The following is a 15,628-nucleotide window of genomic DNA, read 5'->3' as shown; positions in this document are numbered from 1 at the left end:
TCAAGCCGCCGCGGGGACATCGAGCAGGCCACGCCGGCGGAGCAGCGCGTCGGGCTCGGGCTCGCGGCCCCGGAACGCGACATACGCCGCTTCCGGATCGAGCGAGCCGCCCGAGGAATAGACGTTGTCGTGAAGCCGCTTGGCGACGGTGGGATCGAAGATGTTGCCGGCTTCCTCGAAGGCGCCGAAGGCATCCGCATCCATCACCTCCGACCACATGTAGCTGTAATAGCCCGCCGCATAATGGTCTCCCGAGAAGATATGGCCGAATTGAGTCGGCCGGTGGCGCAGCGCGATCTCCTGCGGCATGCCGATCTTCTCCATCTCGGCCTTTTCGAACGCGCGCACATCCTTCGAAGCCGATGCCGACTGGGTGTGGAACTCGAGGTCGATCAGCGCCGAGGAGACGAACTCGACCGTGGCAAAGCCCTGGTTGAAGCGGCGCGCCGCCAGGAAGCGGTCGAGCAGGTCCTGCGGCAGCGGCTCGCCGGTCTGGTAGTGACGCGCGAAGGTTTGCAGCACCTCGGGGCGCTCCTGCCAGTGCTCGTAGAGCTGCGACGGCAGCTCGACGAAGTCGGTGAACACGGCAGTGCCCGACAGCGACGGATAGGTCACGTTGGACAGGATACCGTGCAGGCCGTGGCCGAACTCGTGGAACAGCGTGCGCGCATCGTCCGGCGACAGCAGCGAGGGCTGGCCGTCGGCGCCCTTGGCGAAGTTGCAGACGTTGATGATCAAGGGCGCGGTGTCGCCGTCGAGCTTCTGCTGGTCGCGCAGCGAGGTCATCCAGGCGCCGGAGCGCTTCGACGAGCGCGCAAAGTAATCGCCATAGAACAGCGCCTTGTGGCTGCCATCGGCCGCCTTGATCTCCCACACCCGGACGTCCGGATGCCAGACCGGGATGTCCTTGCGCTCGGCGAAGGTGATCCCGAACAGCCGCGTGGCGCAATCGAAGGCGGCCGCGATCATGTTATCGAGCGAAAGATACGGCTTGATCGCCGCGTCGTCGAAGTTGGCCTTCGCCTGGCGCAGCTTCTCGGCATAGTAACGCCAGTCCCAGGCCTCGAGCTTGAAGTTGCCGCCCTCCGCCGTGATCATCGCCTGCAACTGGTCGCGGTCGGCCAGCGCCTTGGCGCGGGCCGGCTTCCAGACCCGCTCCAAGAGGCCGCGCACCGCCTCCGGCGTCTTCGCCATGGAATCCTCGAGGCGATAGGCGGCGAAGTTGGGAAAGCCCATGATCCTGGCGGCCTGCTCGCGCAACGCCAGGATCTCGCCGATGACGGCGTTGTTGTCGTTGGAATTGCCATTGTCGCCGCGCGCGGTGAACGCCTTGAACACCTTCTCGCGGAGGTCGCGGCGGGCGGAGCTCTGCAGGAACGGCTCGACCGAGGAGCGCGACAGGGTCACGATCGCCTTGCCGGGCATGCCGCGCTCTTCCGCCGCAGCCTTGGCGGCAGCCACGAAGCTCTCGGACAGGCCGGCACGGTCGTCCTCGCCGAGCTCGAGGACCCAGTCCTGCTCGTCGCCGAGCACGTGGTGGCTGAAGGTGGTGCCGAGCTGGGCGAGCTTCTCGTTGATCTCGGCCATCCGCACCTTGTCGTCATCGGACAGGCCGGCGCCGGCACGGCGGAAGCGGGTGTAGGTGCGCTCCAGGAGCCGCTGCTCCTCACCGGTGAGCTTGAGGTCCTTGCGGTTGTCGTAGAGCAGCGCGATGCGGCCAAACAGCACGGCATTCATCATGATCGGGTTCCAGTGCCGCGCCATCCGCAGCGACACGTCCTTGTCGATCTCCAGAATCGCCGGGTTCGAATGCGCCGACACCAAGTCGTAGAACACCGCCGCGACCTTCGACAGCAGCTTGCCCGAGCGCTCCAGCGCCGTGATGGTGTTGGCGAAGTCGGGCTCGGCCGGATCGTGAGTGATCGCGGTGATTTCGGCGGAATGGTCGGCGAAGGCGCGCTCGAAGGCCGGCAGGAAGTGCTCGGGCCTGATCGCGTCGAAGGGCGGTGTCTGGTGGGGGGTCTCCCAGGCCACGAGCAGCGGGTTGGTCTGGGCGTCGATCACAGCGGTGGTGTCTGACATCGGCTGGGGTCCGTCCTCTCCCGGAAGTTCGATGCGCCCTCATATCACGGAGCCGGCCCTTTTTGGGTCATTTCCCCTTGAAGGGCCGGGCCTTTTCGGAGAGATTGCGGCCCGCAACAGGACCCTGGACCATGAACGCAGAGACCACCTCCAAAGCCGGCCGCCAGATCGCCTGGCCGACCGTGATCACCGTCATCTCGGCGGCGATCCTGATCGGTGCCGAAGTGTTCGGTGCGGCCTTCGCCGGCGGCTGGGCGCTGGCGATTCTGTTCGGGCTCGGCGATAGCGGCGCGCACATCGTTCAGGCCGTGCTGTTCGCGATCGGCGTGTTCGTGATGATCGGCTTCATCCGCGGCGCGCAGCGCATCGAGCCTTTCACCAAGCGCGCGTGAACAGCACAAAAACACTGTCCTGCAAGCGTGAACGCGTTACGAAAGTTTAAGCTCGCTTAACGTTCGTTCAGACATCGACGCCGCTCTGTGTGTCGCGCAAGCACAGATGAGGGAAATCTTTCCCCGCGTCCAAAAATGCCTTGCGAACGAAATTCAAAACGCTTATTTCCGCTTCTGCCCAATTTCGCACGTGCCTGTGGTCGTGTGTCAGTCGGTAGGTATCCGGACAAGAGGCCGGACAGCCGCCAAGGGATGAGGAACCGAGGGGCCCTCGGATCGTTGCGGTCAAGATCATCATGATCGAGATCGTCATGCTCCAGAGCCCAGCATCTCTCTCAAGAGATGCCGCTGAAGGTCACCCCATCTTTTGCAACCGTGACTGGCAGCCGGAGGCGAACCGGCGCACCCCGCTCTCAACGGGGGACGCGACTTAAAGCAACGACGGATCGGGCTTTTTTGGTCTCTACCGGCAGTCCAAAGCCGGCGCGGGCTACTGAAAAGGCTTGTCCTTCATTGCCAGGTGTGCGGGCGGGAAATTCCCAACCAATCCACGGCAGCACAATTCGGCTACGGGTTCGAGGTTTTGTCGCCTTTCCATCGGGCGGCAACGCCAAGGCACCCGTGTCGGGATCATTTTGAACGGGTCTCGTCGCTGGGGCCGTTTGGAGGGTGCTATGACCGAACGTATCCGGGAATTCCTGCGCAACCGCCGCGAGGAAGGTCTGGACCACGAGCCCTGTCTCGTCGTCGACCTCGAGATCGTGCGCGACAACTACATGAGCTTCGCTCGGGCGTTGCCGGACAGCCGCGTGTTCTACGCGGTCAAGGCCAACCCGGCGCCGGAAGTGCTGTCGCTGCTCGCCTCGCTCGGCTCGTCCTTCGACACGGCGACCGTCGCCGAGATCGAGATGGCGCTGGCCGCCGGTGCGACGCCGGACCGCATCTCCTATGGCAACACCATCAAGAAGGAGCGGGACATCGCGCGCGCCTATGCGCTCGGCATCCGCCTCTTCGCCGTCGACTGCGCCGCCGAGGTCGAGAAGATCGCGCGCGCAGCGCCGGGCGCGAAGGTGTTCTGCCGCATCCTGTACGATTGCGCCGGCGCCGAGTGGCCGCTGTCGCGCAAGTTCGGCTGTGATCCCGAGATGGCGGTCGAAGTGCTGGACCTGGCGAAGCGCCTGGGCCTGGAGCCGTGCGGCATCTCGTTCCATGTCGGCTCGCAGCAGCGCAAGGTGAAGGCGTGGGACCGCGCGCTGGCGATGGCCTCGACGGTGTTCCGTGACTGCGCCGAGCGCGGCATCAACCTGACCATGGTCAACATGGGCGGGGGCTTCCCGACCAAGTACCTGAAGGACGTGCCGCCGGTCGTGCAGTACGGCCGCTCGATCTTCCGTGCGCTGCGCAAGCATTTCGGCAACCAGATCCCGGAGACGATCATCGAGCCGGGCCGCGGCATGGTCGGCAATGCCGGGATCATCGAGTCGGAAGTGGTGCTGATCTCGAAGAAGAGCGACGAGGACGAGCTGCGCTGGGTCTATCTCGACATCGGCAAGTTCGGCGGTCTCGCCGAGACGATGGACGAGTCGATCCGCTACGCCATCCGCACGCCGCATGAGGGCGCGGAGATGACCCCGTGCGTGCTCGCCGGCCCGACCTGCGATTCGGCTGACGTGATGTACGAGAAGCTGCCGTATCCGCTGCCGGTGACACTCTCGATCGGCGACAAGGTGCTGATCGAGGGGACCGGGGCGTATACCTCGACCTACGCGTCGGTGGCCTTCAACGGCATCCCCCCGCTGAAGACCTATCACATCTGATCTGGCTGCCCTCGCCCCTGCGCGGGTGAGATGGGCAAGAGCCTCGGGTGGGGCTGCCCCCACCCCGACCCTCCCCCGCAAGCGGGGGAGGGAGCGATCCACCGTCATCTTCAACCTGACATCACGTGTTTGCGCGCGAGCCCAAGGTCCGCCGCGCAGGCCGGGGACTGACGTGCCATGACCGCTTTTCGCATCCCTTCGACCACGCCGCTTCGGACTGCCGCTCCGTTCGTGATCCGTGCCGAGCGTGCCTCCGACGTCCCGGCGCGCGAGACGCTGCTCGATGCCTGCTTTGGCGACAATCGCCATGAGCGCACCTGCCAGCGCCTGCGCGACGGACGCGCGCCCGCCGCAGGCCTCGCCTTGTCGGCGACGCGCGGCGGCGTCCTCGTGGGAACGCTGCGGCTGTGGCACGTCAGCGCCGGCGGACGCGACGCGCTGATGCTCGGCCCGCTGGCGGTCGCCGCCGAGGCGCGCAGCCTCGGCGTCGGTGCGGCGCTGATGAATGCCGCGCTGATGATCGCGGCGTCGCGCGGCCATGGCGCGGTGATCCTGCTCGGTGATGCGCCCTACTACGCCCGCTTCGGCTTCTCGGTCGCGCAGACCGCCGAGCTGGAGCTGCCTGGTGCGTTCGCGCGCGAGCGCCTGCTCGGGCTCGAGCTGGTCGATGGCGCGCTGCACGGGGCGACCGGCATGATCGTCGCCACGGGAGCGGCCGAGCGCAAGGCCCGCCGCTCGCGCCGCGAGCGGCAGATATCGTGCGCGGCGTGAGGACCAGGGCGGCGGCCACGCCGCGGCGGCGAACGCTGTTGCCAACGCTCCTGCTGATCCTGCTCGGGATCATGATCGTTCGCGACATCATGGTCCGGCGCTGGAGCAGCGGCCCGCCCGCCGGACCCGACGTCACCCGCCTGCGTTAGGCATTCCGGCAACGGGCGCCGCAGCAGCCCCGCGAGGGGTTGCGCAGGTGCAGCAAAAGCTCTTTAACCCCCGAAAATCCCCCACGAGGTCCGTCATGTCCCGCCGCCTGATCTCTACCGGATCACCGTTCGAGAAGACCGCCGGCTACAGCCGCGCCGTCGTCGATGGCGACTTCGCCTTCGTCGCCGGGACCACCGGTTATGACTACAGCACGATGACGATGCCGGCCGATGTCACGAGCCAGTCACGCAACTGCTTCAAGACCATCGCGGCCGCCCTGCAGGAGGGCGGGTTCGAGATGGCCGATATCGTCCGCGCGACCTACTACCTGACCGACGTCAGCGACGCCGACGCGCATTTTGCGGTCTGCGGCGAGGTCCTCGGCGACATCCGCCCCGCCGCCACGATGGTCGTCGTCGCGGCGCTGCTGAAGCCGGAGATGAAGGTCGAGATCGAGGTCACCGCCAAGCGCCGCGGCACCTAAACGCGGCGAGGCATCTGAAGGCGCGCGCCGCCTGAGTCCATCCATCCCACGCACCTTTCGCGGAGAACCATTCATGAGCTCGCAGATCCACGCGAAGATCACCGGCCCCATCGTGATGATCGGCTTCGGCTCGATCGGCAAGGGCACCCTGCCCCTGATCGAACGCCATTTCGATTACGACAAGAGCCGGTTCGTCATCATCGATCCGCATGACGATGGCGCGCTGGCGAAGAAGCATGGCGTGCGCTTCATCCAGCAGGGCGTGACCCGCGACAATTATCGCGAGCTCCTGGTGCCGCTGCTCACCGCAGGCGGCGGCCAGGGCTTCTGCGTCAATCTCTCGGTCGACACCTCCTCGGTCGACATCATGACGATGTGCCGCGAGATCGGTGCGCTCTACATCGACACCGTCGTCGAGCCGTGGCTCGGCTTCTATTTCGACAAGCAGAAGGGTGTCGAGCAGCGCTCCAACTACGCGCTGCGCGAGACGCTGCTGGCTGCGCGCCGCAAGAGCCCGGGCGGCACCACCGCCGTTTCGACCTGCGGCGCCAATCCCGGCATGGTCTCCTGGTTCGTCAAGCAGGCGCTGCTGAACATCGCCAAGGACACCAAGACCGAGATCGTCGAGCCGAAGAGCCGCGAGGGCTGGGCGCAGCTGATGCAGAAGCTCGGCGTCAAGGGCATCCACATCGCCGAGCGCGACACCCAGCGATCAAAGAATCCGAAGCCGATGGACGTGTTCGTCAACACCTGGTCGGTCGAGGGCTTCGTGTCCGAGGGTCTGCAGCCGGCCGAGCTCGGCTGGGGCACGCACGAGAAGTGGATGCCAGAGAACGGCCGCTGCCACACCGAGGGCTGCGGCGCTGCGATCTACCTGCTGCAGCCCGGCGCCAACACCCGCGTCCGCTCGTGGTGCCCGACCCCGGGCGCGCAATACGGCTTCCTGGTGACCCACAACGAGTCGATCTCGATCGCCGACTATTACACCGTGCGCGACGGCGACAAGGTGGTGTACCGCCCGACCTGCCACTACGCCTATCACCCGGCCAACGACGCGGTGCTGTCGCTGCACGAGATCTTCGGCGCCACCGGCAAGATGCAGGAGAAGTGGCACATCCTCGACGAGAACGAGATCGTCGACGGCATCGACGAGCTCGGCGTGCTGCTCTACGGCCACGGCAAGAACGCCTATTGGTACGGCTCGCAGCTGTCGATCGAAGAGACCCGCCGCATCGCGCCCTATCAGAACGCCACCGGCATGCAGGTGTCCTCGGCCGTGCTCGCCGGCATGGTCTGGGCGCTGGAAAACCCAACCGCCGGCATCGTCGAGGCCGACGAGATGGACTTCCGCCGCTGCCTGGAGATCCAGTCGCCGTATCTCGGCCCGGTCAAGGGCTACTACACGGACTGGACGCCGCTGAACGATCGGCCGGGACTGTTCCCGGAGGACATCGATACGAGCGATCCCTGGCAGTTCCGCAACATTCTGGTACGGTAAGCCGTCGCCGTCTGCGCCAACCTCCCCCGTCGTCCCGGGCAAGCTGCGACGGCAACGCCGACGCAGCGCCGACCCGGGACCCATACGCCGTGGCGGGTATGAGGCGGGAGGTGGAGCTGATAGCCTGCCTCAAACCACTCCCTGTGGTTATAGGTCCCTGCGTTCGCAGGGACGACAGCGGAGTGTGTTGCGGAAGCGTGCCCTACAACCGCGCTCCACAACAGGCGGGGCGGCCCAATCAACGGTGTCGTCCCTGCGAACGCAGGGACCCATACCGCGGACGCTATCGGGGAAGTTGGCTGTCAGCGGCCCGTCTCATGACGGCCGGTGGCTATGGGTCCCGGCGTTCGCCGGGACGACGGCGGAGTTCGCCGCCGCGTTACGGGCTGACCGAACTACTTCTTCTCCATCGGCGGCGCGACCTTTTCGGCGGGCGCCGGCGGCAGCGCCGGCTTGGCGCCTTCCTTCTGGGCCTCGATGTCGGGACGCGCGGGCTCGGGTGCCGGCGTGGTCGGGCGGGTGCCGCCGGGCTTGGATTCGGCTGGCGTCGCCGACGGCTCGGGCGTCGCCTGGGCCATGCGGTCGAGATGGCCGGCCTTGATCTCGGTGAAGGAGATGATCGCGACCAGCGCGCCGAGGCCGAGCAGTCCGCCGGCAAGCCACAGGTCGCGGCGCAGGGTGCGTTTGCTGTTGATCGGGGCCATCGCTCGTCCTCCGCATCGTCCGATGCGCAACACGCCACTGGATGTGGCGCTCGCATCAGATCATGCCTGGGAACAACGGACTGATAGCGGCCAGGTTCCCATTTGGGCCTGCGCCGCTATGCCCCATTAACCTTTCGGAACGGGCCCTATAGCCGCAGCAGCCCGGCCTCGCCGCTCTCATCCGAGAACGCCAGCCAGGTTCCCGCGGCATTCCAGCCCAGCGCCACGACCGGCGGTGTCTCGTTCCGCCGCACCAGGATCTCGGCGCCATCCTGCATCCGCACCATCAGCACGGTGCCGTCCTCGTAGCCGCAGGCCAGGATGTCCTGCTTGGGATGACAGGCGACCGCGGTGACCTTGGCCTTCATCGGCGCCAGCATCGCCGGCTCCTTGCCCATCGGGCCGTCCTTGCCGACGAACGGCCAGAGGATGACCATGTCGGCGCCGGAGGTGGCGAGAAAGCGCCCGCCGCTGCCCCACGACATCGACTTGACCCGCGACGGGTAGCCGGTCATGCGCATGTGCCGGGAATCGGCCAGCCGCCAGCCATGCAGCGCCGGCTCGTGCATCGCCGTGACCAGGAACTTGTTGTCCGGGCTGAAGGTGACGGCGTGATGCGAGCCGGCCCAGCCGAGGAATTCCGGCTCGCCCGCCATGTTCGGAAACCACAGAGTGGCGCCGTTGTAATGCGCGATCGCAAGCCGCAGGCCCTTCGGCGCGAACGCCAGTCCGCCCGCGGTCGAGGGCACCTCGAGCGACTTCTCCTCGCCCTTCGGCGCGCGCACGAACGCGGTCTTGCCGACCGACCAGGCGATCGCCCCATCGGGGTGAACCGCGACGTTGTCGATCCAGCGCCGCTTCGGATCGGTGGCGAGCACGCTGACTCTGCCGGCCTTGTCGAGCGCGGAGACCTTGCCGTCATCACCGCCGAACAGGATGCGCGATCCGTCCGACACCGCCGACAGGATGCCGCCGCCTGATACCTCGATCTTGCTGATCTCGCCCTCCGCGTCGACAACCGCGACGCTCTCCTCGGTGCCGACGAAGACCGCGCGGTCGCCGAGATAGTGCACGGCCGCGACGGCCATGCCGAGCGCGACCTGCTTCACCTTGTCGGTGACGGAGACGATGGATGCGGCCTCGCCGCCCTGGTCGAACGACGTCATCAGGTCACGATGCAGCGTTCGAAGCCTTCGCGGATGGCGTCTTCCGGCAACTCGCGGCCGATGAAGACGACGCGGCTCTGGCGCGCCTCATCCGGCTTCCACTTCCGCTGATGATCGCCTTCCAGCATCATGTGCACGCCCTGGAAGACGTAGCGGTCGTCATCGTCCTGAAACGCCAGGATGCCCTTGGAGCGCAGGATCTTGCCGCCCTCGGTCTGCACCAGGTTCTGCAGCCACGGCATGAACTTCGACGGATCGAGCGGCTTGTCGGAGCGCAGCGACAGCGACTGCATCTCCTCGTCGTGATAGTGCTTCAGGCCGTGATCGTGATGGTGGTGATGATGATCATGACCGTGGTCGTGATCATGATGGTGATGATCGTGGTCGTCGCCGGCTTCGAGGAATTGCGGCTCGATCTCCAGGATACGATCGAGATCGAACGCGCCGCGCTCCAGCACATCGGAGATCGCGATCTGGCAGCGCTCGGTGCGATGCAGCTTTGCGTAGGGGTTGATGGCGCGGATGCGCGCCTCGACCTCGGCGAGCTCCGGCTTGCTGACGAGATCGGTCTTGTTGAGCACGATGACGTCGGCGAACGCGATCTGGTTCTTGGCCTCCGGCGCATCCTTGAGCCGGTCCGACAGCCACTTCGCGTCGGCCACCGTCACCACCGCATCGAGCCGGGCGTTCTTCTGCACGTCCTCGTCGACGAAGAAGGTCTGCGCCACCGGCGCGGGGTCGGCGAGCCCGGTGGTCTCGACGATGATGGCGTCGAACTTGCCCTTGCGCCGCATCAGGCCGGAGATGATGCGCACGAGGTCGCCGCGCACCGTGCAGCAGATGCAGCCATTGTTCATCTCGAACACTTCCTCATCGGCGCCGACGATGAGATCGTTGTCGATGCCGATCTCGCCGAATTCGTTGACGATGACGGCGTACTTCTTGCCGTGGTCTTCCGAGAGGATGCGGTTCAGAAGCGTGGTCTTGCCCGCCCCGAGATAGCCGGTCAGGACCGTCACTGGTGTCTTGCTCGCGTCGGACATGCTCACTCCGAAAACCTCAGATCGCATCGAAAATGGCTCAAAAGCGCTGGCCGCGAGGGCTTGAAAACCCTAACGGACCAGCGCGCTCGTCAAGGCCCTTATATTGTGCCTGACCATGGCAATGTAAGTGGGAACGGGGCCCTTTTCATCGCTCAGTGCGTCGGAATACAGCGTACCGCCGATCTTGGCGCCGGTCTCGGCGGCGATCCGGCCGACCAGCCGGTCATCGTTGAAATTCTCCAGGAAGACGGCCGGAATCCCTGTTTTTTTCACCTGGCGGATGATCTCGGCGACGTCGCGGGCAGAGGGCTCGGTCTCGGTGGAGACGCCGAGCGGGGCGATGAAGGCGACGCCATAGGCATCGGCGAAATAACCGAAGGCGTCATGGGTCGAGATCACCTTGCGCCGCTCGGCCGGGATCTTGTCGATCTCGGCGCGGACCTCGCGGTCGAGCGCATCGAGCTCGGCGAGGTAGCGCTCCGCATTGGCCTTGAAGACCTCCGCGTCTGCGGGGTCGGCCGCCACCAGCGCGTCGCGGATATTCCGTACGTAGACCTTGGCATTGCCGACCGACTGCCAGGCATGCGGATCGGCATCCGTGCCGCGCTTGCGCGGCCTGATGCCCTGCGTGGCCGTGATGATCGGCGCCTTGCTGCCGGAGGCCTGCTGCAGCCGCGGCAGCCAGCCCTCCAGCCCGAGGCCGTTGACGATCAAGAGCCGCGCGGCGCCGACGTCCTTCGCATCATGCGGCGTCGGCGTGTAGACGTGCACGTCGCTGTCCGGCCCGACCAGCGAGGCGACACTGACCTTGTCGCCGCCGACCTGGCGGACGAAGTCGGCGAGGATCGAGAAGCTGGTGACGACGTTCAGCCGGGTCTCGGCCGATGCGGGGGCGACGAGCGACAGCAGCAGAGTGAGGACGGACAGCAAACGTTTCATGGGGATGGACTTCAGGCTTCGAGGTGACGTCCCGGAAACAGTTGCGGAAGCACGCCGCCCACGCGTCCGAACAGCACCGAGCCGAGATAGAGGAGCGACGCGACCAGGATGATCGCTGGCCCCGAGGGAATGCGGGTCTGGAACGACAGCACCAGGCCGACATAGCCGGAGACGATCGCGGAGGCGACGGCGATGCAGATCATCGGCGTGACGTCGCGCGACCAGAACCGGGCGATGCCCGCCGGGAGGATCATCAGGCCGACCGCGAGCAAGGTGCCGAGCGCCTGGAAGCCGTTGACCAGATTGACGACGATCAGGCCGAGGAAGATCAGGTGCGCCGGCGCGCCGGCGCGGCTGACGGTGCGCAGGAACAGCGGGTCGACGCTCTCGACCACCAGCGGGCGATAGATCACGGCGAGCACGACCAAGGTGAGCGTGGCATTGAAGGCCACCATCAGCAGGGTCGGATCGTCCATCGCCAGGATGTTGCCGAACAGCACGTGCAGCAGATCGATATTGGTGCCCTTGACCGAGACGATGGTGACACCGATCGCCAGTGACGCCAGATAGAAGGTCGCGAGCGACGCGTCCTCCTTCAGCCCGGTCGAGCGCGACACCAGGCCCGACAGCAGCGCCACGGCGAAGCCTGCGATCAGCCCGCCGGTCGTCATCGCGAACAGATTGAGCCCCGACAGCAGGAAGCCGATCGCGGCTCCCGGCAGGATCGCATGCGCCATGGCGTCGCCGACCAGGCTCATGCGCCTGAGCATCAGGAAGACGCCGATCGGTCCGGAGCCGAGCGACAGCGCGATGACCGCGGCGAGCGCGCGGCGCATGAACTCGAAATCCGAGAACGGAGCGAACAGCACCTCGCGCAGCATCATGCCGCCTTGGAGGCTGGCGCGGGCACGCAGGGCGCGGCGGCGTCGTCGAACGCCTCGCACATCCGGCGCGCCTGCGCGAGATTGTCCGTCGTCAGCACCTCCGCCGTCGGCCCCCAGGCCACGGCCTCGCGCGCCAGCAGCAGGGTCTGCGGGAAATGCGCGCGCACCATGTCCATGTCGTGCAGCGCCGCCAGCACGGTGCGCCGCTCGCCATGCCAGTGCTCGATCAGTTGCAGAAGGTCGGCCGAGGTCTTGGAATCCATCGCGTTGAACGGCTCGTCGAGCACGATCACGCGGGCATCCTGCAGCAGCACGCGCGCGAACAGCATGCGCTGCATCTGGCCGCCCGACAGCGTGCCGATGCCGCGGCCCTCGAAGCCGGTGAGGCCGACGGCGGCGATGGCCCGGGCGATCTTCTCGCGCGCGGCCGCGCCGATGCCGCCGAACATGCCGGTGCTGCGCCACAGTCCGGTGCTGACGAAATCGAACACCGAGATCGGGAAGGAGCGGTCGATGTCGGCGATCTGCGGCAGATAGGCGATCTCGCGCGGCTTGAGGCCGGCGGCCGTGATGCTGCCGGCGAGCGGCTTCAACAGGCCGACGATGCCGCGGAACAAGGTCGATTTGCCGGCGCCGTTGGGACCGATCACGGCCAGCAGCGCGCCCTCCGCCACGTCGCCCGAAAGATGATGCACGGCCGGGTGCCGGTCATAGCCGAGCGTGACGTCCCGGAACTGCAGCTGCACCATCGCCATCCTCACCGCATCGCCATGATGACGATGACCCAGAGCACCGCGCTGGCCGCGATCGCGGCCCCCAGCCGTGTCGTCACGGGCATCCGCAGGATCGACCAGGACGCCGGCTGCGCCGGATGCGGCGCGCCCGGACCATGACCGTGGGCGTGATTGTGGCCGTGGCCATGCCCGTGCGCGCCATGCGCATGGCTGTGATCGTGGCTCTGGAGCGCGGACTGGGTCATTTCGTTATAATGTTACATTATAACATCACCCCTGTCCACCGGCCGCGCGCTATGCCAAGGCCGTCACCATTGACGCCCGCTCGTGCGGGCCTCGCCCTTCGAGACGCCCGCCTGCGGCGGGCTCCTCAGGGTGAGGAGCGAAGGTTCGCACTCTGGACTGGACTGAGCAGATCGCAGCGGCCCTCGCGCCGTCAACACGCTGTTTCCGATCAACGTGCCACGCTGGCTACGAAGCTGCCCCTCATGGTGAGGAGCGCCGAAAGGCGCGTCTCGAACCATGAGGCCCGGAATGTTTCCGGGGCCATTAGCGCCAGCGGGAGCCGAAGATGCCTCAGCTCAAGACCCGCACCAGCGCCAGGCCGCCGAACAGGCCGGCGATGGAGATGCCGACCGAGCCCAGCACATACAACGCCGCCAGCCCCGGTGCGCCGCGCTCATAGAGCAGCGCGGTATCGAGCGAGAATGCCGAGAAGGTCGTGTAGCCGCCGAGGATGCCGGTCATCAGGAACAGCCGCCAATGCTGAGAGGCGCCGCCCTTGAAGGCGAGGTAGCCGGCGATCAGCCCCATCACGGTGGAGCCGGTGATGTTGATGATGAAGGTGCCCCACGGAAAATCGGTGCCGAGCGCGCGGGCGCTCGCCATGTTGATCGCGTGCCGGAGCGAGGCGCCGCAGCCACCGCCGACGAAGACGAGAAGATAGCCCAACAATTGATTCACAGAACCTGACCTTGCACACGGCGCCGGAGAACGGATGCCCTACCCTCCGCACCTCACCAGCAAAATTCTTGCCGAAACGCGCCTTCGCTTGCAAGGACCGGTCGCGTCAATATCCTGTCACGAAAAAGGGCGGCGAGCTTAGAGCTCACCGCCCTCCTCCGTGGATCATAAGCGATCAGACAGCCTTGCCGTAGAGCTCGTCGACGTAGTCCCAGTTGATGAGATTCTCGACGAACGCCTTCAGATAGTCGGGACGGCGGTTGCGATAGTCGATGTAGTAGGAGTGCTCCCAGACGTCGCAGCCGAGGATCGGGGTCGCGCCGTGCACCAGCGGGTTCTCGCCGTTCGGGGTCTTGGAGATCTCCAGCTTGCCGTTCTTGACCGAGAGCCAGCACCAGCCCGAGCCGAACTGGCCGACGCCGGCGGCGGCGAAGTCGGCCTTGAACTTCTCGAAGCCGCCGAGATCCTCGTCGATCTTCTTCTCGAGCCGGCCGGGCAGCTTGGAGCCACCGCCATTCGGCTTCATCCAGGACCAGAAATGGATGTGGTTGAAATGCTGGCCGGCATTGTTGAAGACGGCGGGGTTCTTGCCGAACGAGCCCTTGACGATCTCCTCGAGGGACTTGCCTTCGAATTCGGTCCCCTTGATCGCATTGTTGCCGTTGGTCACATAGGCCTGATGATGCTTGTCGTGATGGTACTCGAGCGTCTCCTTGGACATGTAGGGTCCGAGGGCTTCATAGGCGTAAGGCAGGGGGGGAAGCGTAAAGGTCATGGGGGAGGTTCCGCAACTTGTGGAAGACGGGATTTAACGGGACCTTCTTATAGAAGGTTCCGACACCGTAAAACACCGTGAATTTGGAAAAAGCGAGCCGCTTTGATGAGCATCGAGATCGACGTATTGAATGGTGACGCCGCCTGGCCGCTGGTCAAGCCGCTTTACGACGCGGTTTGGCCGCCGGAGGTGGTCGCCGGTTTGCCGTGGGCTGGTATCACATTTGCGCATGCCGACCTGCGGGTGCTGGTGCAGGACGACAGGGGCGAGGTGCTGTGCCATGTCGGCATCTATCGCCGACTCGTGAAGTGGAACGGCCAGAACGTCAATGTCGCCGGCATCGGCGGCGTTTTGACGCGTCCCGACATGCGCAACCGCGGCCTCGCCACGGTGGGACTGAACGCGGCGATCCAGACCCTGCGGCACGAGGACTCGATCAACTACGCCGTGCTATTCTGCGCGGCGGATCGCATCCCCTTCTACACGGCGAGAGGCTTCATCCCGTTCGACGGCGACGTCTACGCCGAGCAGCCCGAGCAGGGCCGCATCCGCTTCGACCGGCTGTCCGCGCTGGTCCACGACGTCAAGCGCACCGCGCCGACCCGCGGCACCATCGACCTCTGCGGATTGCCGTGGTGACTCCGTTCTCCCCTCCCTTGTTTGAATCGTAAATCCGTTCTCCCTTCCGCTGTCGTCCCGGACAAGCCGTGACGCGCGCCAGCGCGTCGCGGCGCCGATCCGGGACCCATACGCCGCGGCGGTTGCGAGACGCGAAAGGCCAACGGCCAGCGTGCCTCAAACCGCTCCCTGGGGGTATGGGTCCCGGCGTTCGCCGGGACGACAGCGGAGTTTGTCGCGGCAGTCCAAACCATGTCCCGACCGGGACGACAGCGCAGCGCCCGGCGCAACTTCCGGAAAAAATAATTCACTTGCGCATTATCGGAAATCATGATTATCTCCGTGCATCCCGCCTCACCGCAGAGGGGCGTAGCGCGCGATCGTCACGACACGCGAGGTGGGGATGCGATGGCCGCGAGTGATCGCAGCATTCTCTTCGACGAGGATGCGGACGAACGATACCTCGCGGACGTGAAGTCGCAGCGTCCTGACACCCCGACGCTGGTGTCACCCGCGCAATGCGCAAGCATGGTCGCGGCATGGTGGCCAACAAGCCCGGCGCACCAGGGAGACTGCGTATAAGCGTGAAGACCGTCGCGCAGGGAATG

The 15,628-nt window shown here is 65.9% G+C and carries 16 protein-coding genes; 6 read left to right on the top strand and 10 right to left on the bottom strand.

What is annotated here, in order from left to right; genetic code table 11:
- The gene (locus tag ACQR1X_RS29110; protein WP_434900130.1) at positions 1–2,082 is read right to left on the bottom strand and encodes a M3 family metallopeptidase; all 2,082 of its coding nucleotides are present in this window, start codon (positions 2,080–2,082) and stop codon (positions 1–3) included.
- A gap of 131 nt (positions 2,083–2,213) precedes the next feature.
- Here ACQR1X_RS29110 and ACQR1X_RS29105 point away from each other — a divergent pair, with 131 nt between their 5' ends.
- The 5 genes from ACQR1X_RS29105 (at position 2,214) to ACQR1X_RS29085 (ending at position 7,194) form a co-directional block, all read left to right on the top strand.
- Positions 2,214–2,474 (top strand): hypothetical protein, encoded by a 261-nt coding sequence (locus tag ACQR1X_RS29105; protein ID WP_434873548.1) that lies wholly within the window; start codon positions 2,214–2,216, stop codon positions 2,472–2,474.
- A 674-nt stretch (positions 2,475–3,148) separates the two neighbouring features.
- Positions 3,149–4,291, top strand: coding sequence for a type III PLP-dependent enzyme (locus ACQR1X_RS29100; protein ID WP_315716540.1), 1,143 nt, complete (start codon positions 3,149–3,151; stop codon positions 4,289–4,291).
- Positions 4,292–4,468: 177 nt separating this feature from the next.
- Entirely contained in the window at positions 4,469–5,062 is a 594-nt protein-coding gene (locus tag ACQR1X_RS29095; RefSeq protein ID WP_316179637.1) for a GNAT family N-acetyltransferase, read from the top strand.
- Between the two features lie 244 nt (positions 5,063–5,306).
- The gene (locus tag ACQR1X_RS29090) at positions 5,307–5,696 is read left to right on the top strand and encodes a RidA family protein (RefSeq protein WP_434900129.1); all 390 of its coding nucleotides are present in this window, start codon (positions 5,307–5,309) and stop codon (positions 5,694–5,696) included.
- A 73-nt stretch (positions 5,697–5,769) separates the two neighbouring features.
- Positions 5,770–7,194 carry a homospermidine synthase gene (locus tag ACQR1X_RS29085; protein WP_434900128.1) on the top strand — a complete coding sequence of 475 codons (1,425 nt, stop codon included), beginning with the start codon at positions 5,770–5,772 and terminating at the stop codon, positions 7,192–7,194.
- Between the two features lie 395 nt (positions 7,195–7,589).
- Here the strand turns inward: ACQR1X_RS29085 and ACQR1X_RS29080 are convergent, their stop codons facing one another.
- The 9 genes from ACQR1X_RS29080 to ACQR1X_RS29040 form a co-directional block, all read right to left on the bottom strand.
- Positions 7,590–7,898: a hypothetical protein gene (locus tag ACQR1X_RS29080; protein WP_434839642.1), complete on the bottom strand. Its 309-nt coding sequence runs from the start codon at positions 7,896–7,898 to the stop codon at positions 7,590–7,592.
- Between the two features lie 146 nt (positions 7,899–8,044).
- Positions 8,045–9,064, bottom strand: a complete 1,020-nt coding sequence (locus ACQR1X_RS29075; protein WP_434900127.1) for a WD40 repeat domain-containing protein — start codon at positions 9,062–9,064, stop codon at positions 8,045–8,047.
- The gene (locus ACQR1X_RS29070; protein ID WP_409997906.1) at positions 9,064–10,107 is read right to left on the bottom strand and encodes a CobW family GTP-binding protein; all 1,044 of its coding nucleotides are present in this window, start codon (positions 10,105–10,107) and stop codon (positions 9,064–9,066) included. The genes ACQR1X_RS29075 and ACQR1X_RS29070 overlap by 1 nt, the downstream gene beginning before the upstream one ends.
- Positions 10,108–10,176: 69 nt before the next feature.
- Positions 10,177–11,046 (bottom strand): metal ABC transporter substrate-binding protein, encoded by an 870-nt coding sequence (locus ACQR1X_RS29065; RefSeq protein ID WP_315801792.1) that lies wholly within the window; start codon positions 11,044–11,046, stop codon positions 10,177–10,179.
- A gap of 11 nt (positions 11,047–11,057) precedes the next feature.
- Entirely contained in the window at positions 11,058–11,930 is an 873-nt protein-coding gene (locus ACQR1X_RS29060; RefSeq protein ID WP_409997905.1) for a metal ABC transporter permease, read from the bottom strand.
- On the bottom strand, positions 11,927–12,685 hold the full coding sequence (locus ACQR1X_RS29055) for a metal ABC transporter ATP-binding protein (RefSeq protein WP_315801791.1): 759 nt from the start codon (positions 12,683–12,685) through the stop codon (positions 11,927–11,929). The genes ACQR1X_RS29060 and ACQR1X_RS29055 overlap by 4 nt, the downstream gene beginning before the upstream one ends.
- A gap of 2 nt (positions 12,686–12,687) precedes the next feature.
- Positions 12,688–12,909, bottom strand: coding sequence for a hypothetical protein (locus ACQR1X_RS29050; RefSeq protein WP_315801790.1), 222 nt, complete (start codon positions 12,907–12,909; stop codon positions 12,688–12,690).
- 331 nt (positions 12,910–13,240) lie between these two features.
- Positions 13,241–13,627: a fluoride efflux transporter CrcB gene (crcB, locus tag ACQR1X_RS29045; RefSeq protein ID WP_315801789.1), complete on the bottom strand. Its 387-nt coding sequence runs from the start codon at positions 13,625–13,627 to the stop codon at positions 13,241–13,243.
- 175 nt (positions 13,628–13,802) lie between these two features.
- Positions 13,803–14,402, bottom strand: a complete 600-nt coding sequence (locus ACQR1X_RS29040) for a superoxide dismutase (protein ID WP_315801788.1) — start codon at positions 14,400–14,402, stop codon at positions 13,803–13,805.
- A gap of 105 nt (positions 14,403–14,507) precedes the next feature.
- Between ACQR1X_RS29040 and ACQR1X_RS29035 the strand changes: the two genes are divergently transcribed.
- Positions 14,508–15,041 carry a GNAT family N-acetyltransferase gene (locus ACQR1X_RS29035; RefSeq protein ID WP_316236775.1) on the top strand — a complete coding sequence of 178 codons (534 nt, stop codon included), beginning with the start codon at positions 14,508–14,510 and terminating at the stop codon, positions 15,039–15,041.
- The last annotated feature ends 587 nt before the right edge of the window (positions 15,042–15,628 follow it).

Origin of the sequence: Bradyrhizobium sp. HKCCYLRH3073 (genome assembly GCF_051167995.1) — a bacterium.
In the GTDB taxonomy this organism is placed as follows: domain Bacteria; phylum Pseudomonadota; class Alphaproteobacteria; order Rhizobiales; family Xanthobacteraceae; genus Bradyrhizobium.
The sequence above is the reverse complement of the archived record's forward strand: the minus strand, read 5'-3'. Positions and strand labels throughout refer to the sequence as shown.